The following is a 20,058-nucleotide window of genomic DNA, read 5'->3' as shown; positions in this document are numbered from 1 at the left end:
CACATGGACGGCTGGACAGTATTGCAACTGGCGGACGACGCCGACGAACGCACGATCAAGCGCACCTATGCGCGGCTGCTCAAGGGGTGCCGTCCGGACGATGACCCCGAGGGCTTTCAGCGCCTGCGTGAAGCCTATGAACACTGCTTGAATGAAGCGCGCTGGCGGGCCGATCACGAAGACGACGGCCCCGCCGCTGCTACGCCTGCGACCGAGGCCATCAGCGCCAGCCTCGACGACCCGGCTGCGTGGATGCAGGTGCGCCCGCTTGAACCTGCCCCCTTCGACCCGCCCGCGCCAAACCCGGCGCTGGCACTGGTCACGGGCCTGAACGCCGACAATCTCGATGAACGCTGGGCCCAAGCTCAACAGCAGATGTGCACCGGGGCATTCCAGGCCGCCTTGCTGCGTCATTGCTTTGAAGCCCCGGGCGAGCGCACCGCAATCACACTGTGGGCCGTGCAACACCTGGAATGGTTGACACCCTGGCAGCAGGTAGCCATGACGCCCTGGCAACACGAAGCGCTCAGCAACGAGCTGCTGCAAACCTACCGCATGACCCTGGAGGAACGGCTGGAGCAAAAGGCCGAGCGTGAGTTCGTCACCCAGTTGAGGCAGTTCAACAGCCAGGCATGGCTGCAGGTGTTCGACCTGCAGCAGCACTGGCAGCGCATGATCCTTCAGTTACTTTACAACACCCAGTGGAGCGTGCCGATGTTCGAGCGCGTGTGCCAGACCTTCGGCTGGGATGACCAGAAAGGTGTGTTTCCGGAACCGGCGTGGATGTGGCGTAGCCTGGTGTCGCGTTGCGAGCAGGAGAGTTTCTACGAGCATCTGCAAGACAAGGCCCAGGATAAGCGGCGCATGTCAGCCGATGCCCTGGCCGCACGATTGTTGCTCACGCCGATGACGGCGACGCAACACAAACGCATGATCGACGGGTTTGGCGAAAACGAGTGGAACGCCTGTCAGCACTTGGCAGACACCCTGACCTGGCGCTATCCGCAACTGGTCGAACGCCTGCATCAAAACGACCTGTACTTCTGGCGAAAATTCGTGCCACGGCCGATCTATACCCAGGTGTTTATCCGGCTATGGGCAGTCTTCGCACTGGGCATCGGCCTGAGCATTGCCCACGACACACCGAACAAGTTGGACTTGATGTCCGTGTTCATCCTCCTGTTGATGTCGTTGGCACCGGCCATTGTCGGATTTCGCGTCACCCAATTCTGGGCGAGCATGAGTTCGGTATACAGGGTGCAGGATATATGGCTGACCCAGTACCTGATTCCCAAGCGATTCAACCCCAACGACTACTGGCTGGTGATACGCCATGGTGTGCCGCAGGTGATCATGCTCATAGCCTGCGGCTTGATGCTCGGCGTGCTGGGAGCGGTCACCTACGCCGGCTCGCTACTGATCAACCTGCTGCACAAAAAACGCATCGGCCACATGAGCCAACGATTCAGCGAAGGCTGGCCCTGGCTGAACGGTCTGCACTGGGCATTCTGGAGCCCGTTGCAAGCGGCGTTTCTGGTGGCGATGGTAGCGCTGATCATTGCCGCCCAGCATTACCTGCCGGCGGTGCCCTGGACCCACTTCACCCCGCCCAAGCCTTAATCGCAAAAGCCGGGCCCGGCACCCGGCAACTTGCGTTCGATCATCGCCCAAAACCCGCCCTGCCCCACTTTCATCGCTCCCGCACCGCCCCGCACCATGCGCGCACCTGCATAACCCCAATAACAACAGGTCCTACGCCATGAGCACGTTTCGCCCGCGCCAGCTATTGCTGGCAACCGCTGTCGCAAGCCTTGCCCTGCCCGTCTGCGCCGAGGAACACGGCTTTCTCGAAGATGCCAGCGCCAACCTCAACTTGCGCAATTTCTTCTTCAACCGCAATTTCACCAACCCGACCAGGGCCCAGGGCGGCGCACAGGAGTGGACGCAGAGCTTCATCCTCGATGCGCGCTCCGGCTTTACCCAGGGCACGGTCGGCTTTGGCGTGGATGTGCTGGGCCTGTACTCGCTCAAGCTCGATGGCGGGCGCGGCACTGGCGGCACCCAGTTGCTGCCGCTGGACCGTGATGGCCGCCCGGCGGACGACTTCGGGCGCCTGGGCGTGGCGTTCAAGGCGCGCATTTCCAAAACCGAACTGAAGGTCGGCGAATGGATGCCGGTGCTGCCGATCCTGCGCGCCGACGATGGCCGCTCACTGCCGCAAACCTTGCGGGGTGGGCAGATCACCTCGAAGGAGATCGACGGCCTGACCCTGTATGGCGGCCAGTTCCGCGCCAACAGCCCGCGCGACGACAGCAGCATGACTGACCTGTCGATGGTCGGCAGAACCGCGTTCACCTCTGACCGCTTCAACTTCCAGGGCGGCGAATACGTGTTCAACGACAAACGCACCCAGGTCGGCCTGTGGAATGCCCAGCTCAAGGACATCTACAGCCAGCAGTTCATCAACCTGATCCACAGCCAGCCCCTGGGCGACTGGACCCTGGGCGCCAACCTCGGTTTTTTCTACGGCACCGACGACGGCAGCGCCCGCGCCGGCAAGCTGGACAACAAGACCTGGTCCGGCCTGTTCTCCGCACGCTACGGCGGCAACACCTTCTATGTGGGCCTGCAAAAACTCAGCGGCAACAGCCAATGGATGCGCGTAAACGGCACCAGCGGCGGCACCCTGGCCAACGACAGCTACAACTCGAGCTACGACAACGCCGAGGAAAAATCCTGGCAGGTGCGCCACGACTACAACTTTGCTGCCCTCGGCGTACCGGGGCTGACCTTGATGAACCGCTACATCAGCGGCAGCAACGTGCACACCGGCAGCGTGACGGACGGCAAGGAATGGGGCCGTGAAAGCGAATTGGGCTACACCGTGCAAAGCGGCAGCCTGAAAAACCTGACGATGCGCTGGCGCAACTCCAGCATGCGGCGTGACTACAGCAACAATGAGTTCGACGAAAACCGCTTGATTGTCAGCTACCCCATCAGCCTGTTGTAGACACCCCATAACAGCCACGAACGGATGGGTCGTGGCTGTTTTTGTAGCAAACTGTCTCATTTAAGGCATGAACGTTTCCCTGCCATGGCACGACTGAAGGGCATGCGCTGTAAGACGGCGCTGCACATCACCTTATCCGACACACAGGTACAGGCCATGACCACAGTCACTTCCCATCACAACCACGCCATGGCGCCCGAGCAACCGTCGGCCAACACGCCGTCCGGCCCACCGCCTGTTCAGACGCACAGAAGGGTGTTGGTGGATGATGGAAATCTGCGCGCCGGTCAGGCACTCACCCTGGCCTGAAAAACCCTGAGCGTCCAGAGACCCTGGCGAATGCTCTGTTCCTCGAAACAGGTGAGCGCGCCGACCGGATTCATATCAGCCAACGCCCTGATGGCCAGCTGTACGTTCAGGTGAACGGTCGTGATTACGTACTCGATACCCCAGACGGGCGCTCGAACATTCCAACCCTGCTCCACATCAAGTCCGCAGCGGGCGACGACCGTATTACCATCGCCCCCAACGTCAACGTACGTGTCGAGATCGACGCCGGAGACGGCAATGATGTGGTCCAGGCGGGCGGCGGCAAAACCTGTGTATATGGCGGGCGTGGCGATGACGATATTACCCTCGGCAGCGACACTGGCTACGCCGAAGGCAACGAGGGCAACGACATACTCAAAGGTGGCCGGGGCCACGCGGTAATGTACGGCAATACCGGCAATGATCGCCTGTACGCCGGCAGCGGGCCGGCCAATAAACAGAGCCACCTTGATGGCGGTGCAGGCAACGACCAGTTGTACGCAGGCAACGGGCACACGGTGCTCAACGGTGGCCTGGGTGACGACCTGCTGGTGGGCCACGACAGCACCACGTTTTACTCAGGTTCAGGGCGCAACACCCTGCGCGCGAATGCGATCAAAGCGCGCATCCATGCACAAGCGACAGATCATCTGATGGGCACACAAGGCTCAACGGTCACCCCCGTGACGCCGACCGACACAGGCCGACAAGCCTTCAGTATCCAGGGGCCACCTGACTTCGTCGCGCGGGTCGAAGACGATCTGACCTTGCTTCGCACATCGCCACAAGGGCAAAAGATGCTGAAAGCGCTGGATGAGATGGCCGTAAAAAATGGCAGTCCGGTTCTCATCGTGCCCAGTGATCGCGGTAATTCCTACCGTTTCTGGAGCACCGAGCTGCAACACCTGGCGCAGAGCAATCAGGTTCCCACAGAACGCACCGACCCCAAGTGGGGTTACATAAAGGACGGAGTACCGGGTTCACGGGCCGACAAAGGCATGATTTTCTACAACCCGGCCACTATTTACGGGACGGATCCGCTGTTCTTGCCGCTCAACCAGCTTTTCCATGAAATGGCGCACGCCTGGAATGGCGCCAACGGCACCTTCCTCCCAGGGTCGAGCGCGCCGACCCGCGATCAACCCGAGCTCCCGGGCCCACCCAACAGCGAACTGCAAGCCGTCGGCCTGGTGAGCAACGCACCGCCTTTCGACTTCGACAACAACGCCTCCACCCCTCCCACCTCAACCAACCCAGCCCCGTTTACCGAAAACACGCTGAACGCAGAAATGGGCCTGGCGCTGCGAACCCACTACGCCTGAATCAGACTCGCCCGGCCAGGCGGCCATTTATACCGGTGATCGCGGCGTGTGCATGCTGTATTGTGCACGCGCCCTCACCCGGCATATGGACCCCAACGACACGGACGCCTACCTCTTCGCCAAGGCCGCCATGAAATACCTCATTGTCTTTTTGTCGGTTCTGCTCAGCGGCTGTATCGGCCAGCCCATCGCCTTGACGCCACAGACCGCGCAGCGTTTGCAGGCCCAGGCGCCGATCCGCTTTTTAATCACCTTCGATGACGGTCCCAGCGCCTCGGGCTACAACAACCCGAGCCGTTCGGTGCTGGGTGACTTGGCGCACAACGCGATTTTGCCGGGCATCAAGGCGGTGTTTTTCGTGCAGACCGAAGGGGCGCGTTCCGGCGGCAGTGCGCGCGGGCGCAAGACCATGGTGCGTGAGTTTGCCGCCGGGCATGTACTGGGTTTCCACACCGCGACCGCGTTTCACACCAACCACCGCTGGTTGAGCGATGCTGAACTGGAGCGCACCCTCAGCCTGGGCGCAGCGGACATTGCCACGATCACCGGCGCACCGCCCGTGCTGGTGCGTCCGCCGTTCTGGAATTACGACAAGCGCACCTTCGCCGCCTACCAGCGCCATGGCATGGCCGTGTTGCTTACCGACCTGAGCGCCAATGACGGAAAGATCTGGGGCTTCAACGCCAGCCCCCGGCGGCGCGCCAACCTGTACCGACAGTTGTCGGTGGTGCGCGAACACATTGCCCTGGGCGAACTGCCGACAGTGGATGGGGTGATTCCGGTGGTGGTGACCTTCCATGACATCAACCGCTACACGGCGCGGCACATGCAGGAATATCTGCAGATCCTGCTCGACAGCGCGCGAGTCAATGGCATGAGGACCGCCGCCGAGCCGTTCTACACCAACACCGCCGCCCTGCAACACGCGGCGCTGGCACGCACGATCAAGGATGTGAATGCGCCGGTGCACCTGCCGGGGGTGTGGAATTGGGTGTGGGATGCCGATTCACACTGATGTGTTGAGCATGTGAGGGTCCCCTGTGGGAGGGAGCAAGCCCCCTCCCACCTTTCTGAGCGTATTTCACGTCGGATCTTGTTGGCGAGACTCAACCCCCAACTCATCCCACACCGATTCGGCCAGGTGGAACGTTGCGTTCGCCGCTGGAATCCCGCAGTAGATCGCGCTCTGCATCAGCACTTCCTTGATCTCGGCACGGGTCACGCCATTGCTCGCGGCGGCGCGCAGGTGCAGTTTCAACTCTTCACTGCGGTTCATGCCGATCAGCATGGCGATGGTGATCAGGCTGCGGGTATGCCGAGGCAGACCCGGGCGGGTCCAGATATCGCCCCAGGCGTGACGGGTGATCATCTCCTGGAACTCGCCGTTGAACTCGGTCAGGGCGTTGAGGCTGCGATCGACATGGGCATCGCCCAGCACTTCGCGGCGCACCTTGAGTCCCTCGGCATAACGTTGTTTCTCGTCCACAAAAAGCTCCTCTGAACAGCAAATGTGGCGCGCGGTTTTTTTGTGGCGAGCGGGCTTGCCCCGCGTTGGGCTGCGCAGCGGCCCCAAAAATCCTGGGAGCGCTTCGCACTCCAACGCGGGGCAAGCCCGCTCGCCACAACGATACCGCTCGCCACCGCAAGACCAGCCATCACTGGGTCAGTGGGCCAGCAGAAATTCGATAACGCGGTCGCTGAACGCGGCGCCCGCTTGAACGTTGGACAGGTGCGCCGCATAGAACTCGGCGTATTCGGCGCCCTGCACATGGTTCTGGATAAAGTGGCCGCCGGCCGGGGGTGTCACGGCATCTTCAGTGCCAGCGATCACCAGCGTCGGCACCTTGATCGAGGCCAGTTGCGCGCGCAAATCCGCGTCGCGCACGGCGGCGCAGTTGGCGGCGTAGCCCGCGGGCGATGTGTTGGCGAGCATGTCGGTGATCTGTTGCGCCTGGTGCGGATTCGCCGCCGCAAAGTCAGCGGTGAACCAGCGGGCAATCGACGCATCACGCAGCGCTACCATCGCCGCCGCGCCGTCACGCAGCACGGTCTCGATGCGCGGGTTCCACACCTCGGGGGTGCCGATCTTCGCGGCGGTATTGCACACCACCAGGCGTTGCAGGCGTGTGCCGGCGTTGATGCCCAGCCATTGGCCGATCAGCCCGCCCATGGACAGCCCGCAGAAATGCGCGCGCTGAATACCCAGCGCATCCAGCAGCGCCAACACGTCTCGGCCCAGTTGCTCAATGCTGTAGGGCCCTGGCGTGACCAGTGACTTGCCATGGCCACGGGTGTCGCAGCGCAGCACGCGAAAATGCCGGGTAAACGCAGGCATCTGGATATCCCACATATGCAGGTCGGTGCCCAGCGAGTTGGACAGCACCAGCACCGGGGCATCGGCAGGCCCGTCGAGTTGGTAATGCAGTTCGCCGTCGGCGAGTTGGGCAAAGGGCACGGCGGCCTCCTCAGGCATTCAAGGCAAAATGTTCGGTGACGGCGCGGCTGACCCAGGTGTGTGCCTGGCCCAGGTAGTGCGCCGGGTCGAGCAGGCGGTCCAGTTCGGCCGCTGACAGCTCAGCGGTGATCTGCGCTTCATCGGCCAGCACCGCGCGCAAATGACGGCCCTCGGCGACCGCACGCTTGCAGCATTGCTCCAGCAGATGGTGCGCGGTTTCGCGGCCCAGGCGTTGGGCGAGCACGATGCTGACCGCTTCGGCCAGCACCAGGCCCTGAGTGAGGTCGAGGTTGCGCGTCATGCGCTCAGCGTCGACCTCCAGGCCTTCACTCACCAGCAACGCCTGCTTGAGCGCACCGGACACCAGCCGGCAGATCTCCGGCAGGGTTTCCCATTCGGCGTGCCACAAGCCCAGGCTGCGTTCGTGTTCCTGGGGCATGGCGCTGAACATGGTCGCCACCAGCCCCGGCACACGGGTGGCGGCGCTGATCAGCACGGCGGCTCCCACCGGATTACGCTTGTGCGGCATGGTGGATGAACCGCCCTTGCCCGGCGCCGACGGCTCGAAGACTTCAGCGGCTTCGGTCTGCATCAGCAGGCTGATGTCGCGGCCCAGCTTGCCGAGGCTGCCGGCGATCAAGCCAAGCACCGCAGCGAACTCCACCAGACGGTCACGCTGGGTGTGCCAGGGTTGTTCGGGCAGGCTCAAGTGCAATTCTGCCGCCAGCGCCTCGGCCACCGGCATGGCCTGCTCACCCAGCGCCGCCAGGGTGCCGGACGCACCGCCGAACTGCAGCACCAGCAAGCGCGGCTTCAACTGCGCCAGGCGCTGGCGACTGCGAGTCACCGCACCCAGCCAAGCGGCGATTTTCATCCCCAGGGTGACTGGCGTGGCGTGCTGCAGCCAGGTGCGCCCGGCCAGTGGCACGGCTGCGTAGCGCTGGGCCTGGGCAGCGAGAACGTCTCCCAGGCGCGCCAGGTCCGCGTCGATCAGTGCCAGTGCTTGGCGCACCTGGAGAACGAGGCCGGTGTCCATCACGTCCTGGCTGGTTGCGCCCAAATGCACATAACGCTCGGCCCCGGCGTCCTCGCTGGCGATCAGCTTGCCCAGTGCCTTGACCAGCGGGATGGCCGAATTCCCCGAGGTGGCAATTGCCACGCTCAGGGCGTCGACGTCGTACAGCGAGGCCAGGCACGCCTGGGCAATCGGCGCGACGGCGGCCTGCGGAATCAACCCGACCCGGGCCTGCGCGCGGGCCAGCGCCGCCTCGAAATCCAGCATGCCCTGCAAGCGGCCCTGGTCGCAGAACACCTCGGCCATGCTGTCGGCGGTGAAGTAGGCGTCGAACAATTGGTTGCTCGTGCGCAGCGTCATAACGGATCCCTTACAAATCGTGGTGCAGGTACTCTGCCTGTTTCGGCAGACGCAGGCTGAACAGGAACGCCACCGCCATCATGCCGGTGACGTACCAGTAGAAGGTGTTTTCCATGCCCAGGGACTTGAGGCCCAGCGCCACATACTCCGCCGAACCGCCGAAGATCGCGTTGGCCACGGCGTAAGCGAAGCCCACGCCAAGGGCGCGTACGTGGGGCGGGAACATCTCGGCTTTGACCAGCCCGCTGATCGAGGTATAGAAGCTGACGATAGCAAGCGCCAGGGAGATCAGCACAAACGCCAGGAACGGGTTTGTCACGGTTTTCAGGGTCATCAGGATCGGCACCGTGCACAGGGTGCCAAGGGCGCCGAACCAGAGCATCGAAGTGCGCCGGTCGATCCGGTCCGAGAGCATGCCGAACAGCGGCTGCATGCACATATACACAAACAGCGCGCCGGTCATGATGTAGCTGGCGGTCTTGGCGTGCATGCCAGCGGTGTTCACCAGGTATTTCTGCATGTAGGTGGTAAAGGTGTAGAAAATCAGCGAGCCGCCGGCGGTGTAGCCGAGCACGGTGATGAATGCCCCTCGGTGATCGCGGAACAGCGCGGCTATGCTGCCGGCGTCCTTGTCCTGGCGCACGTCCGTGCTGGCGGTTTCCTTGAGGGTGCGGCGCAGCAGCAGGGAGATGACCGCCGCAATGGCGCCGATCACGAACGGAATGCGCCAGCCCCAGGCATGCAGTTCTTCGTCGCTGAGAATCTGTTGCAGGATCACCAGCACCAACACCGCCAGCAGTTGCCCGCCGATCAGGGTCACGTACTGGAACGAAGCGAAGAAACCGCGCTGGCCCTTGAGGGCGACTTCACTCATGTAGGTGGCTGTGGTGCCGTATTCGCCACCCACCGACAACCCCTGGAACAGCCGCGCCATCAGCAGCAGCACCGGCGCCCAGATGCCGATGTCCTTGTAGGTGGGCAGAAAGGCGATGACCAGTGAGCCGGCGCACATCATCAGCACCGAAATCATCATCGAGTTCTTGCGCCCGTGCTTGTCGGCCACCCGGCCAAACAACCAGCCACCGATGGGCCGCATCAGGAACCCGGCGGCGAACACACCTGCGGTGTTGAGCAACTGCACCGTGGGGTCGTCCGAGGGGAAAAACGCCGGGGCAAAGTAAATGGCGCAGAAGGCGTAGACGTAGAAGTCGAACCATTCGACGAGGTTGCCGGAGGACGCGCCGACGATCGCAAAAATACGTTTGCGGCGTTCTTCCCCGGTGTAGTGAATCGTTGTTGTTGTCATGGTTTTTTACTCAGTGTGAACGGGTATAGCCTAGACATACTTTGCAATAACCATGTCTTGCAAGAAGAGTTTGAAGATGTTCTGACTCAAAGGGCCTCATCGGGAGCAAGCCCCCTCCCACATTTTTGAATGTATTCACAAATCAAAATGTGGGAGGGGGCTTGCTCCCGATTGGATTTCAGGCCAACTCAGTAATCGAAAAACACCGTTTCCTTATCGGTGCCCTGCAAAATCACATTCCACTGATACACACCGGCCCCATCCTGCTCGGCAATCAACGTCCCGCGCCGTTCGGCCGGCACACAGGCCAGCAACGGGTCATCCCCATTCAACGCCTCGCCGGCAAAATAAATCCGCGTAAGCAAGTGCTTCACCAGGCCCCGCGCGAACACCAGCACCACCAGGTGCGGCGCCTGGGTTGTGCCCTTGAGCCCGGGAACGCTGCCCGGCTTGATCGTGGTAAAGCGGAACCGCCCTTCGGCATCCACTGGCACGCGGCCAAAACCCTCGAAATTCGGGTCGACGGGTTTGGCCTGCTCATCCTCCGGGTGGTCGTACTTGCCGGCGGCGTTGGCCTGCCAGACCTCGAGCATGGCGTCGTTGACCACATCGCCGTTGCCATCCACTACTTGCCCGCTGATCGCCACGCGGTCGCCCAGGGTGGCGGCGACGGTCAAGTCTTCGCGGTTTAGCCAGGTCAGGCCGATGTGGTAGTAAGGCCCCACCGTGTGGGACGTGGTTGCATACAGGCTCATCTCATTTCTCCATCGGCGTGGCGTCGCGGCCGCGCAGGACGATGTCCCAGCGGTAGCCGAGGGCATAGGAAGGAATGGTTTTTTCCAGGTCGAAGCTGGCGATCAGGCGCTGCTTGGCCGAGGTGTCCGGCACGCAGTTGTAGATCGGGTCGTATTCCAGCAGCGGGTCGCCGGGGAAGTACATCTGCGTCACCAACCGGGTCAGCACGCTGGGTCCGAACAGCGAAAAGTGGATATGCGCCGGGCGCCATGCGTTGTGGTGATTGCCCCAGGGGTAGGCGCCGGGCTTGATGGTCTGGAACTGGTACCAGCCATCGGCGTCGGTGACGGTGCGGCCGGTGCCGGTAAAGTTGGGGTCCAGGGGCGCATCGTGCAGGTCGCGCGGGTGGTTGTAGCGGCCGGCGGCGTTGGCCTGCCAGATTTCCACCAGGATGCCTGGCACCGGCAAACCGTTTTCATCCAGCACACGGCCATGGATGATGATGCGTTCGCCTTGCGGCTCGCCGTCATGCTGGGCGGTGAGGTCGTTGTCGGTCTCATTGACCCGCTCGGCGCCGATGCTCGGGCCGGTAATTTCTGACAGTGAATGGGGCAGGAACACCAACGGCCGGGACGGCGAACGCAGGTTCGTCGACTGGTAGGCCGGGTGCAGGTAATCAGGTTGAGTGCCCGCTTGCGGGCGCCGGTAACCGGGCTTGTCACTCATGGAGCAATCCTCTCTTATTAGACGCGTTCAATCGCCAGGGCCAAACCTTGGCCGACGCCCACGCACATAGTCGCCAGGCCTTTATGGCCTCCGGTTTTTTCCAACTGATGCAGGGCTGTCAGTACCAACCGCGCACCGCTCATGCCCAACGGATGGCCAAGCGCAATAGCGCCGCCGTTCGGATTGACCTGCGGTGCGTCGTCGGCAATCCCCAGCTCACGCAGCACCGCCAGGCCCTGGCTGGCAAAGGCTTCATTGAGTTCGATCACATCGAAATCGCTGACGGCAAGGCCCAGGCGCTCCACCAGCTTGCGCACCGCTGGCACCGGGCCGATGCCCATCACACGCGGCGCAACACCGGCGCTGGCCATGCCCAATACCCGGGCGCGGGCCGTGAGGCCGTGTTTTTTCACCGCTTCGGCGGACGCCAGAATCAGCGCCGCCGCACCGTCGTTCACGCCTGACGCGTTGCCGGCGGTGACGGTCTTGTCGGGGCCGTTGACCGGCTTGAGTTTGGCCAGGGCCTCAAGGGTGGTGTCCCGTGGATGCTCATCGTGTTCCACCAGGGTTTCGCCTTTTTTATGGGCGACCCGCACCGGCACGATTTCTTCGGCAAAGAAGCCGGCAGCCTGGGCAGCGGCCGTGCGTTGCTGGCTGCGCAGGGCAAAGGCGTCCTGATCGGCGCGGCACACGTTGTAGTCATCGGCAACGTTGTCGGCGGTCTGCGGCATCGCGTCCACGCCGTACTGGGTTTTCATCAACGGGTTGATAAAACGCCAGCCGATGGTGGTGTCTTCAAGCTTAATGTTGCGCGAAAACGCGGCGTCGGCCTTGCCCATCACGAACGGTGCACGGGACATCGACTCGACGCCGCCGGCAATCGTCAGCTCCATTTCGCCGCTGGCGATGGCGCGAAAGGCAGTGCCGATGGCGTCCATGCCGGAGGCGCACAAACGGTTGAGGGTTACGCCGGGAATGCTCTGCGGCAGGCCAGCCAGCAACAGCGCCATGCGCGCGACGTTGCGGTTGTCTTCGCCGGCCTGGTTGGCGCAGCCGAGGAACACCTCGTCCACCGCGTTCCAGTCCACCGACGGGTTGCGCTCCATCAGCGCCTTGATCGGCAGCGCGGCCAGGTCATCGGCGCGCACCGTGGACAGGCCACCGCCAAAGCGGCCGATGGGGGTGCGAATGGCATCACAGATAAATACGTCGCGCATCAGGCTTCTCCAGGCGCTTGGCCGTGGGCGGCGGCCGTGCGGGCTTCAAGGTCACGCAGGGCGGTCAGTTCCACCTCTGTCGGTTCGGCACTGGTGTCGACCTGGTCGGCAAAGCGAATCGCCCAACCGGTGGCGGCCACCACTTGCTCGCGGGTGACCCCGGGGTGCAGCGCGGTGACCACGAACTCATGGGTGCCCTCTTCCGGCTCCATGATGCACAGGTCGGTAATAATGCCCACAGGCCCGGCGCCCGGCAGGCCCAGACGCTTGCGTGAATCACCGCCTTCGCCGTGCCCGACCGAAGTGATGAAGTCCAGCTTGTCGACAAACGAGCGCGCCGACTGCTTGAGGATGATCAGCACGCTTTTGGCGGAGCCGGCGATTTCCGGCGCGCCACCGGCACCCGGCAGGCGTACTTTGGGCTGGTGATAGTCACCGACCACGGTGGTGTTGATGTTGCCGAAACGGTCGACCTGGGCCGCACCGAGAAAGCCGACGTCGATGCGTCCGCCTTGCAGCCAGTAGCGAAAGATCTCGCCGGTGGGCACCACGGTGTCGGCGGTTTCCGCCAGTTCGCCGTCGCCGATGGACAGCGGCAACACGGAAGGCTTGGCGCCAATCGGGCCGGACTCGTAGATCAGCACCACATCGGGCGATGAGGTCAGGCGCGCCAGGTTGGCAGCCTTGGACGGCAGGCCGATGCCGACAAAGCATACCGAGCCGTTCTTGAGACGGCGCGCGGCGGCGACGGTCATCATTTCATTGGTCGAGTAAGCCATTACTTGGCCTCCTGCGCGGTGGCCAGCTTGGCCTGGAATTCACTGAAATCGGCAGTGCCGTGGATGTATTCGTCGATCCAGGCGGTAAAGGTCCCACGGTCGCGGGCAATCGGGTCCCACGCCTGATAGAAACGGTTGTCGCGCTCGTTGTAGCCGTGGGCGTAGGACGGATGTGCGCCGCCAGGCACATGGCACACGGCGGTCAAGGCCCACGTCGGCAGCACGCAGCTGTTCATCGGCGCATTCAGGTCGTCGACGATTTCCTCGACGGTAACGATGCAGCGCCTGGCCGCCAGGGCAGCTTCCTTCTGCACACCGAGAATGCCCCAGAGCAGCACGTTGCCCTTGCGGTCGGCTTTCTGCGCATGAATCACCGTGATATCAGGGCGCACCGACGGCACCGCCGCCAGCACTTCGCCGGTAAATGGACAGGTCACGGTCTTGATCAGCGGGTTGACCTTGGGCAGGTCGGAACCGGCGTAGGCGCGCAGCACCGCGAACGGCAGCCCGGAGGCCCCTGCAACGTAGGCATTGGCGAGGTCTGCATGGCTGTGTTCTTCGATCTCCAGCGGCTGCGGCCACTGTTTTTCCACCGCGTCACGCAGGCGATGCAGGGAGCCCACACCCGGATTGCCGCCCCACGAAAAAATCAGCTTGCGCGCACAGCCGGCACCGATCAACTGATCGTAGATCAGGTCGGGCGTCATGCGCACCAGCGTCAGGTCTTTCTTGCCCTGACGAATGATTTCATGGCCTGCGGCCGTAGGGATCAGGTGGGTGAAGCCTTCGAGAGCGACGGTGTCGCCGTCGTTCACGAAGCGCTTGACCGCATCACGCAGGGTGAGAATGTCAGCCATGGGGTGGGGCTCCCGGTGTGGATCGAAAAAGGCGCTGAGGTGGCGCCGAAGTGCCTGAAGATTAAGCCGAGGGCATGGCGCCAAACAATCCGATAATCGACTAACCGTTCGATAATCGAACATTTGTTAGCGAGCTAACTCTTGTCCAATGTGGGAGGGGCTTGCTCCCGATAGCGGGGTATCAGTCAGGTGGCATCCGCATGGCTGACCATGCCCTTGATGAGCACGGCCGCAGTAGCCAGCGCGGCAGGGATCACCAGCGCAGTCAGCACCTGCTCGAAGTTCCAGCCCAGGCCCAGCAGCGTGGCGCCCATCCATGCACCGAGGATCGCGCCGAACCTGCCGATCCCGAGCATCCACGACACCCCCGTGGCGCGGCCCTGGGTCGGGTAGAAACGCGCGGCCAGAGACGGCATCGCCGATTGCGCGCCGTTGACGCACATACCGGCAATCAGCACCAACGTCGCCAGCAGGGTGATATTGCCCAGGCTCTGCCCCACTGCATAGGCGAAGACCCCCGCCAGCAGGTAAAACGTGCCGATGACCTTGTGCGGATTGAAGCGGTCCATCGCCCAGCCCACACCGACCGCACTCAACACGCCGCCGAACTGGAACAGCGCGCCGATGAAGGCGGCCTGTTCCATGCTGGCACCGCTGTCGCGCATCAGGGTCGGCAGCCAGCTGGTGAGCAGGTACACAATCACCAGGCCCATGAAGTAGGTAAGCCACAGCAACAAGGTGCCGGCGCTGTAGGTGCCGGAGAAGATCACCGCGAACACGTTGCGCGCCTTGACGGTTTTTTGCTCGGGCACGCTGAAGGCGCTGGCCTGGGCGACCACCGTGGGCTCGATGGGAGACAGCGCCTCGCGCACCTTGTCGGTGCCGCGATTGCGCACCACCAAGTAGCGCGCCGATTCGGGCAGCCACAGTATCAGCGCCACCACCAGGACCAACGGCAGGATGCCGCCGATCATCAACAAGGCGTGCCAGCCGAACGCCGGGATCAGCTTGGCCGAGATAAACCCGCCACCGGCCATGCCCAGGTTGAAGCCGCAGAACATGCTGGTCACCAGCAAAGATTTATGGCGCTCGGGGGTGTATTCGGACAACAGAGTGGTGGCATTCGGCATGCCGGCGCCCAGGCCCAGCCCGGTCAGAAAGCGCAGCACCAGCAGTTGGTCGACATTCGAGCTATAGAGCCGACGCCAGACTGAAGGCGCCGAACACCAGCACCGCCCCCACCAGCACAACCTTGCGTCCGAAACGATCCGCCAGCGGCCCGGAGCCGAGGGCGCCGAACACCATGCCGATCAACGCGGCGCTCATCACCGGGCCGAGACTGGCGCGATCTATACCCCAATCCTGGGACAGCGCCGGAGCGATAAAGCCCATGGCGGCCGTGTCGAGGCCATCGAGGAAGACAATCAGAAAACACAGGATCACCACGCGCCACTGGTAGCGTGACAGTGGCTGGGCATTGATGAAGGACTGGACGTCCAGGATGGAGCCGACAGAAGGTTGCGTCATTATTGTTATTCCACACCGGTGGCGGGCCAACGACCTGAGGTCGTCATTATTATTGGGTGCGCCCGGGAGCGCTGCCGCACATTAATAAGCGCGGGCAAAGACCGTCAATTCATCGCGCCCGGATCTGTGCGGTCACCGAACAGCTTAGGCAAACAGTTGGGTACTCAGCTCGCGACTGGCACTGAGCATGCTCGGCAGGAAACGCTGCTCCAGCTCACTGCGACTGACCCGCCCGGCATGGGTGCTGACATTGAGCGCGGCCAATACCTGGCCGGAGGCGTCGTACACCGGCACGGCGATGGAACGCAGGCCCTGCTCGAGTTCCTGATCGACGATGCACCAGCCTTGCTGGCGCACCTGTTGCAGGCATTCGAACAGCGCTTGAGGAGTGGTCAGGGTGCGACTGGTCTTGGTGGGCAGGTCGGCATGGTCGAGGTAATCCTGCAGCGAAGCGTCGTCCAGCGCTGCCAGAAGAATGCGGCCCATGGAGGTGCAGTAGGCCGGCAGGCGCCCGCCCACCGACAGGTCTATCGAAATCAGGCGTTGCGTGGTGGCGGAACGGGCAATGTAGAGAATGTCATCGCCTTCGAGCGTGGCCATGTTGCAGGCTTCGTGCAGTTGCTCGCTCATGCGATCCAGGTACGGCTGGGCGGACACGGCCAACGGGGTCGACGACAGGTAGGCGTGGCCCAGGGTCAGCACTTTGGGCAACAGCGAATAGGTGCGCCCATCGGTGGTGGCGTAGCCGAGCTTGATCAGCGTGTGCAGACAACGGCGCACGGCGGCGCGGGGGATTTCGGTGCGGTGGCTGATCTGGGCGATGGTCAGGTGGCGCTTGCGCTCCTGGAACGCCTGCACCACGGCCAGACCGCGGGCCAGGGAGGTCATGAAGTCCGGATCGCCGGTGAACGCCTGGATGCGCTTGGCCGGTGAAGCCACGATTGGCGGCGCCACCGATGCGAAGGCGTTACGCAATTGGTCGTTCATTTGGGGTCCTTTTTCTTGTTCTGCAAGCGCAGGGAGGGCTGCTCGCCATTACAAACCGCACCGACCCGGCAGACAAGACGAGGCCAGCGTCATTGGGCGATTATCGGACGAGCAGTCGATTATCGCAATTTGTCCCGCTATAACGCCTTGAATTAATCCGTCTTCATCGCCGATGAAAACAACTAGTGATGACATCAGCTTCTTCAGCCAATACTGGCTCCTGTGTAACAAAACCCTCACACGAAGTTAGGGCTTTTTAACTTTATGCCGGTAGTGTTATTCAAATGCGCCGCTATAATGCAGGCTATGCAGAGGTCAGCCCGGTATCAGTATCGGCTTTGGAGCTCGCCGGACGGCGCCCGTTGAATGCTTCGTCGGTTACACGCAAGGTTTTAAACGAAGTCCTCTCGGGCATTAATGTTCTACTTAAACGGTTCAACTGTTCAATTCGAACCCTCGATCGCGAGTTTCTGCCTTATCGCTGCACATTAATTAAACTCAACTCAATTAGGTAACAACTGTGACGAAAGACGAACTGCGCGCGGAACTTGAGCGCCAGGAACAACGTTACAAGGACGTTTACGGCGGGGAAGTCACCACCTACGCCGCGCAGCCTGAGCCGGAGCGCAAGCCTTGGCGCAAGCGTGCCAGCTTGCTAGATCAGGCATTTGCTCAGGAAATCGAGAAGATTGAACAGGAACTCAAGGCCGAAGAGTCATAAGCCCTTCGGGGTGAGCGCCCTACAGCCTCCAGGGAATTTTCATACAAATGTTTCAGAAGTGACGATTTTGTGACAAAACCGCGTCATTGCAGCCCCGCACGTTATAAATCAACGACTTGTCAAAGCCCCGGAAACGCTGGGATGCGTGCGTTTCCCACAGATTTTTTCCGGGAAGATTGCTACCGATGAGCAGCTAGTGCATCGATTACCGAGGTTTTCTGGCATAATCGCGCCCCCTTACGACCGGGTCAGAAAACCTTCATGATCGATTTATTCAGCGGACTGGATGCGTGGGTTCTAGTGAGCCTGTTGCTCGCCCTGGCCTTTGTCCTCGCCTTCGAGTTCATCAACGGCTTTCATGACACTGCTAACGCGGTGGCCACAGTCATCTATACCAAAGCCATGCCGCCACACCTGGCCGTGTTCTTCTCCGGGGTGTTCAACTTCCTCGGCGTGCTGCTCGGCGGTGTGGGCGTCGCCTACGCCATCGTGCATCTGCTGCCGGTGGAGTTGCTGATCAATGTGAACACCGGCCACGGTCTGGCCATGGTCTTCTCCTTATTGGCAGCGGCGATCACCTGGAACCTGGGCACCTGGTACTTCGGTATTCCGGCCTCCAGTTCTCATACGCTGATCGGCTCGATCCTCGGCGTCGGCCTGGCCAATGCCCTGATCAACGATATTCCGTTGGCGGACGGCGTGAACTGGCAGAAGGCGGTCGATATCGGCGCCTCGCTGGTGTTCTCGCCGATGGCCGGCTTCATCGTCGCAGCCCTGGTGCTGATCGGCCTGAAGTGGTGGCGTCCGCTGTCGAAGATGCACAAGACCCCTGACCAGCGCCGCAAGCTTGACGACAAGAAACACCCGCCGTTCTGGAACCGCCTGGTGCTGGTGATCTCGGCCATGGCCGTGAGCTTCGTGCACGGCTCCAACGATGGTCAGAAAGGTATCGGCCTGATCATGCTGGTGCTGATCGGCATCGTGCCGGCGCAGTTCGTTCTCGACCTGGGCAGCACCACCTACCAGATCGAACGCACCCGCGACGCCACCGTGCATTTGAGCCAGTTCTACCAGCGCAACAACGCCACCCTCGGCGAGTTCCTGGCACTGGGCAAAAGCGTGAAGGACGACCTGCCGGGCAAGTTCCAGTGCAACCCGCAGCAGACCGAGCCGACCATCAATGCGCTGGTCGACACCTTGAAAGGCGTGTCCGACTATCATTCGCTGAGTGCCGACCACCGCATCGAAGTGCGTCGCTACCTGCTCTGCCTGGACGACACCGCGAAGAAAGTCGGCAAGTTGCCTGGCCTGGATGCGCGTGAGAAGTCCGACCTCGACAAGCTGCGCAAAGACCTGACCGCCACCACCGAATATGCGCCGTTCTGGGTGATTCTGGCGGTCGCCCTGGCCTTGGGCCTGGGCACCATGGTGGGCTGGAAGCGGGTGGTGCTGACCATCGGCGAAAAGATCGGCAAGCAGGGCATGACCTACGCCCAGGGCATGTCGGCGCAGATCACCACCGCCACCATGATCGGCTTCGCCAACATTTTCGCCTTGCCGGTGTCGACCACCCACGTGTTGTCGTCGGGTGTGGCGGGTACCATGGTCGCCAATAAAAGCGGCCTGCAGGGTGGCACGGTCAAGACCATCCTGATGGCCTGGGTACTGACCCTGCCGGCAACCGTGGCCCTGTCGGCCGGGTTGTTCTGGCTGGCGTCCAAGGCGCTGGGCAGCTGATAAGCCGCCTGCAATAAAAAAGGTGCGATCCGCGAGGTTCGCACCTTTTTTATTGGCTGCACCGAATCCTGTGTGCAGAGCGAACTCGTTGTGGCGAGCGGGCTTGCCACAGGGATGGGGCCACCCCGCAAATACTCGGCAGCTGAATTTCAGGCAAAAAAAAGGCGACCGAAGTCGCCCAAAATGCCTTGCGTGCCCTGTGATCCGCAAAGACCTTTGCGGATAAACATCAATAGGGCCACGTTAACGGAGAGTCTGGAGCGAGGAATTGACCAGGGTCAATGGACGCACGCTGTTTCAGCGCTTTTTCGGCTTGCTCTTCGGTTTTTTCTTGGGCTTTGCCAAGGGCATTGCCTGTTCAAACGCCTGACGCACTTCATTCAAGCGCTTGTCATTGAGGTCATGCACACGCTTGGCACGTTCGGCATTCAGGTCGATCAGCTTGTCGTCGTCACTCATGGCTTGGCTTACGTAGTGGCGGGGATGGCGCAATAATGCGGCCTGCCCCGCGCGACCGCAAATACACCTTCACACCTCGACATCCACCCACAGCCCCTGACGCGGCTCATCCTCGATCAGGGGGATGACGGGCACGGTGTTATCGGCATTGAGCACGTCGCCTGGAATCGCGAGGTGCTGTTCCGGGTCCTGGTCCGCTTCTCGGCGGCGCTTCTGCTGTTCCTGCTGGCGGCGTTGTTCCTCGCGCAGCAGAAAGGTCGACTGCTCCGCATCGCCCTTCTTCAGGTCGATGGTGCTTTCGTTGGAACTCGGCTGTACCGGCACCACGGGCGGGATATCCGGCTTGGGCCTTACCGGGTCGAGTTGCGACGTGACCGGTACGACGCTGACGGGCAGCATGGGTGGCAGCATAATAATTATTCTCCTGATCTTCAGGCTGTCGGCGCGCTGCGCACCGACTTGAGCGCAGCGTCGCCAACCTGTGACTCAGTCGACACTCACAAGTGCCCGCCACCCGTCGATTCAAGACGCGCGCC

The 20,058-nt window shown here is 62.1% G+C and carries 19 protein-coding genes and 1 pseudogene; 7 read left to right on the top strand and 13 right to left on the bottom strand.

Annotated elements, in window-relative coordinates:
* The first annotated feature begins 3 nt into the window (after nucleotides 1–3).
* The 5 genes from VRB54_RS06315 (at nucleotide 4) to VRB54_RS06295 (ending at nucleotide 5,656) form a co-directional block, all read left to right on the top strand.
* On the top strand, nucleotides 4–1,620 hold the full coding sequence (locus VRB54_RS06315) for a J domain-containing protein (RefSeq protein ID WP_338479978.1): 1,617 nt from the start codon (nucleotides 4–6) through the stop codon (nucleotides 1,618–1,620).
* A gap of 139 nt (nucleotides 1,621–1,759) precedes the next feature.
* Nucleotides 1,760–3,010, top strand: a complete 1,251-nt coding sequence (locus VRB54_RS06310; RefSeq protein ID WP_338479977.1) for an OprD family porin — start codon at nucleotides 1,760–1,762, stop codon at nucleotides 3,008–3,010.
* A gap of 156 nt (nucleotides 3,011–3,166) precedes the next feature.
* A complete protein-coding gene (locus VRB54_RS06305; RefSeq protein ID WP_338479976.1) occupies nucleotides 3,167–3,319 on the top strand; it encodes a hypothetical protein in 153 nt (50 codons plus the stop codon).
* Nucleotides 3,320–3,429: 110 nt separating this feature from the next.
* Nucleotides 3,430–4,641, top strand: a complete 1,212-nt coding sequence (locus VRB54_RS06300; protein ID WP_338479975.1) for a M91 family zinc metallopeptidase — start codon at nucleotides 3,430–3,432, stop codon at nucleotides 4,639–4,641.
* 130 nt (nucleotides 4,642–4,771) lie between these two features.
* Nucleotides 4,772–5,656, top strand: a complete 885-nt coding sequence (locus VRB54_RS06295; protein ID WP_338481063.1) for a polysaccharide deacetylase family protein — start codon at nucleotides 4,772–4,774, stop codon at nucleotides 5,654–5,656.
* Nucleotides 5,657–5,722: 66 nt separating this feature from the next.
* Here VRB54_RS06295 and pcaC read toward each other — a convergent pair whose 3' ends face one another.
* From pcaC to pcaR, 11 genes and pseudogenes are all read right to left on the bottom strand, one after another.
* Nucleotides 5,723–6,127, bottom strand: a complete 405-nt coding sequence (gene pcaC, locus VRB54_RS06290; protein WP_057007855.1) for a 4-carboxymuconolactone decarboxylase — start codon at nucleotides 6,125–6,127, stop codon at nucleotides 5,723–5,725.
* Nucleotides 6,128–6,304: 177 nt separating this feature from the next.
* Entirely contained in the window at nucleotides 6,305–7,096 is a 792-nt protein-coding gene (gene pcaD / locus VRB54_RS06285; RefSeq protein WP_338479974.1) for a 3-oxoadipate enol-lactonase, read from the bottom strand.
* Between the two features lie 10 nt (nucleotides 7,097–7,106).
* On the bottom strand, nucleotides 7,107–8,471 hold the full coding sequence (locus tag VRB54_RS06280; protein WP_338479973.1) for a 3-carboxy-cis,cis-muconate cycloisomerase: 1,365 nt from the start codon (nucleotides 8,469–8,471) through the stop codon (nucleotides 7,107–7,109).
* A gap of 10 nt (nucleotides 8,472–8,481) precedes the next feature.
* The gene (locus VRB54_RS06275) at nucleotides 8,482–9,777 is read right to left on the bottom strand and encodes an MFS family transporter (protein WP_338479972.1); all 1,296 of its coding nucleotides are present in this window, start codon (nucleotides 9,775–9,777) and stop codon (nucleotides 8,482–8,484) included.
* A 188-nt stretch (nucleotides 9,778–9,965) separates the two neighbouring features.
* The gene (gene pcaG / locus VRB54_RS06270; RefSeq protein ID WP_338479971.1) at nucleotides 9,966–10,532 is read right to left on the bottom strand and encodes a protocatechuate 3,4-dioxygenase subunit alpha; all 567 of its coding nucleotides are present in this window, start codon (nucleotides 10,530–10,532) and stop codon (nucleotides 9,966–9,968) included.
* A 1-nt stretch (nucleotide 10,533) separates the two neighbouring features.
* Nucleotides 10,534–11,238, bottom strand: coding sequence for a protocatechuate 3,4-dioxygenase subunit beta (gene pcaH / locus VRB54_RS06265; RefSeq protein WP_209989722.1), 705 nt, complete (start codon nucleotides 11,236–11,238; stop codon nucleotides 10,534–10,536).
* 17 nt (nucleotides 11,239–11,255) lie between these two features.
* Nucleotides 11,256–12,458 carry a 3-oxoadipyl-CoA thiolase gene (gene pcaF / locus VRB54_RS06260; RefSeq protein WP_338481062.1) on the bottom strand — a complete coding sequence of 401 codons (1,203 nt, stop codon included), beginning with the start codon at nucleotides 12,456–12,458 and terminating at the stop codon, nucleotides 11,256–11,258.
* Nucleotides 12,455–13,234, bottom strand: a complete 780-nt coding sequence (locus tag VRB54_RS06255) for a CoA-transferase subunit beta (protein WP_338479970.1) — start codon at nucleotides 13,232–13,234, stop codon at nucleotides 12,455–12,457. Before VRB54_RS06255 ends, pcaF begins: the two co-directional genes overlap by 4 nt.
* Entirely contained in the window at nucleotides 13,234–14,091 is an 858-nt protein-coding gene (locus tag VRB54_RS06250) for a CoA transferase subunit A (protein ID WP_338479969.1), read from the bottom strand. The genes VRB54_RS06255 and VRB54_RS06250 overlap by 1 nt, the downstream gene beginning before the upstream one ends.
* A gap of 185 nt (nucleotides 14,092–14,276) precedes the next feature.
* Nucleotides 14,277–15,618, bottom strand: a pseudogene (locus VRB54_RS06245) (MFS transporter).
* 144 nt (nucleotides 15,619–15,762) lie between these two features.
* On the bottom strand, nucleotides 15,763–16,605 hold the full coding sequence (gene pcaR, locus VRB54_RS06240) for a pca regulon transcriptional regulator PcaR (RefSeq protein WP_209989709.1): 843 nt from the start codon (nucleotides 16,603–16,605) through the stop codon (nucleotides 15,763–15,765).
* A 520-nt stretch (nucleotides 16,606–17,125) separates the two neighbouring features.
* On the opposite strand from pcaR, the gene VRB54_RS06235 reads away from it, so the two are divergent.
* Both VRB54_RS06235 and VRB54_RS06230 read left to right on the top strand, forming a co-directional pair.
* Entirely contained in the window at nucleotides 17,126–17,326 is a 201-nt protein-coding gene (locus tag VRB54_RS06235) for a hypothetical protein (protein ID WP_003231079.1), read from the top strand.
* A gap of 261 nt (nucleotides 17,327–17,587) precedes the next feature.
* Nucleotides 17,588–19,063 (top strand): inorganic phosphate transporter, encoded by a 1,476-nt coding sequence (locus VRB54_RS06230; protein ID WP_338479968.1) that lies wholly within the window; start codon nucleotides 17,588–17,590, stop codon nucleotides 19,061–19,063.
* Between the two features lie 297 nt (nucleotides 19,064–19,360).
* On the opposite strand, the gene VRB54_RS06225 is transcribed toward VRB54_RS06230, so the two are convergent.
* A complete protein-coding gene (locus tag VRB54_RS06225) occupies nucleotides 19,361–19,522 on the bottom strand; it encodes a hypothetical protein (RefSeq protein ID WP_169793792.1) in 162 nt (53 codons plus the stop codon).
* A gap of 69 nt (nucleotides 19,523–19,591) precedes the next feature.
* Nucleotides 19,592–19,933, bottom strand: a complete 342-nt coding sequence (locus VRB54_RS06220; RefSeq protein WP_338479965.1) for an aspartate-semialdehyde dehydrogenase — start codon at nucleotides 19,931–19,933, stop codon at nucleotides 19,592–19,594.
* Between the last annotated feature and the right edge of the window lie 125 nt (nucleotides 19,934–20,058).

This window comes from Pseudomonas trivialis (assembly GCF_036864995.1).
Taxonomy (GTDB): domain Bacteria; phylum Pseudomonadota; class Gammaproteobacteria; order Pseudomonadales; family Pseudomonadaceae; genus Aquipseudomonas; species Aquipseudomonas trivialis.
The sequence above is the reverse complement of the archived record's forward strand: the minus strand, read 5'-3'. Positions and strand labels throughout refer to the sequence as shown.

Bases quoted from the DNA above. Each gene is read 5' to 3' on its own strand.
- VRB54_RS06315 (WP_338479978.1), top strand. From the start codon at position 4: ATGGACGGCTGGACAGTATTGCAACTGGCGGACGACGCCGACGAACGC.
- VRB54_RS06310 (WP_338479977.1), top strand. From the start codon at position 1,760: ATGAGCACGTTTCGCCCGCGCCAGCTATTGCTGGCAACCGCTGTCGCA.
- VRB54_RS06305 (WP_338479976.1), top strand. From the start codon at position 3,167: ATGACCACAGTCACTTCCCATCACAACCACGCCATGGCGCCCGAGCAA.
- VRB54_RS06295 (WP_338481063.1), top strand. From the start codon at position 4,772: ATGAAATACCTCATTGTCTTTTTGTCGGTTCTGCTCAGCGGCTGTATC.
- VRB54_RS06280 (WP_338479973.1), bottom strand. From the start codon at position 8,471: ATGACGCTGCGCACGAGCAACCAATTGTTCGACGCCTACTTCACCGCC.
- VRB54_RS06275 (WP_338479972.1), bottom strand. From the start codon at position 9,777: ATGACAACAACAACGATTCACTACACCGGGGAAGAACGCCGCAAACGT.
- pcaG (WP_338479971.1), bottom strand. From the start codon at position 10,532: ATGAGCCTGTATGCAACCACGTCCCACACGGTGGGGCCTTACTACCAC.
- pcaH (WP_209989722.1), bottom strand. From the start codon at position 11,238: ATGAGTGACAAGCCCGGTTACCGGCGCCCGCAAGCGGGCACTCAACCT.
- VRB54_RS06255 (WP_338479970.1), bottom strand. From the start codon at position 13,234: ATGGCTTACTCGACCAATGAAATGATGACCGTCGCCGCCGCGCGCCGT.
- VRB54_RS06250 (WP_338479969.1), bottom strand. From the start codon at position 14,091: ATGGCTGACATTCTCACCCTGCGTGATGCGGTCAAGCGCTTCGTGAAC.
- pcaR (WP_209989709.1), bottom strand. From the start codon at position 16,605: ATGAACGACCAATTGCGTAACGCCTTCGCATCGGTGGCGCCGCCAATC.
- VRB54_RS06230 (WP_338479968.1), top strand. From the start codon at position 17,588: ATGATCGATTTATTCAGCGGACTGGATGCGTGGGTTCTAGTGAGCCTG.
- VRB54_RS06225 (WP_169793792.1), bottom strand. From the start codon at position 19,522: ATGAGTGACGACGACAAGCTGATCGACCTGAATGCCGAACGTGCCAAG.
- VRB54_RS06220 (WP_338479965.1), bottom strand. From the start codon at position 19,933: ATGCTGCCACCCATGCTGCCCGTCAGCGTCGTACCGGTCACGTCGCAA.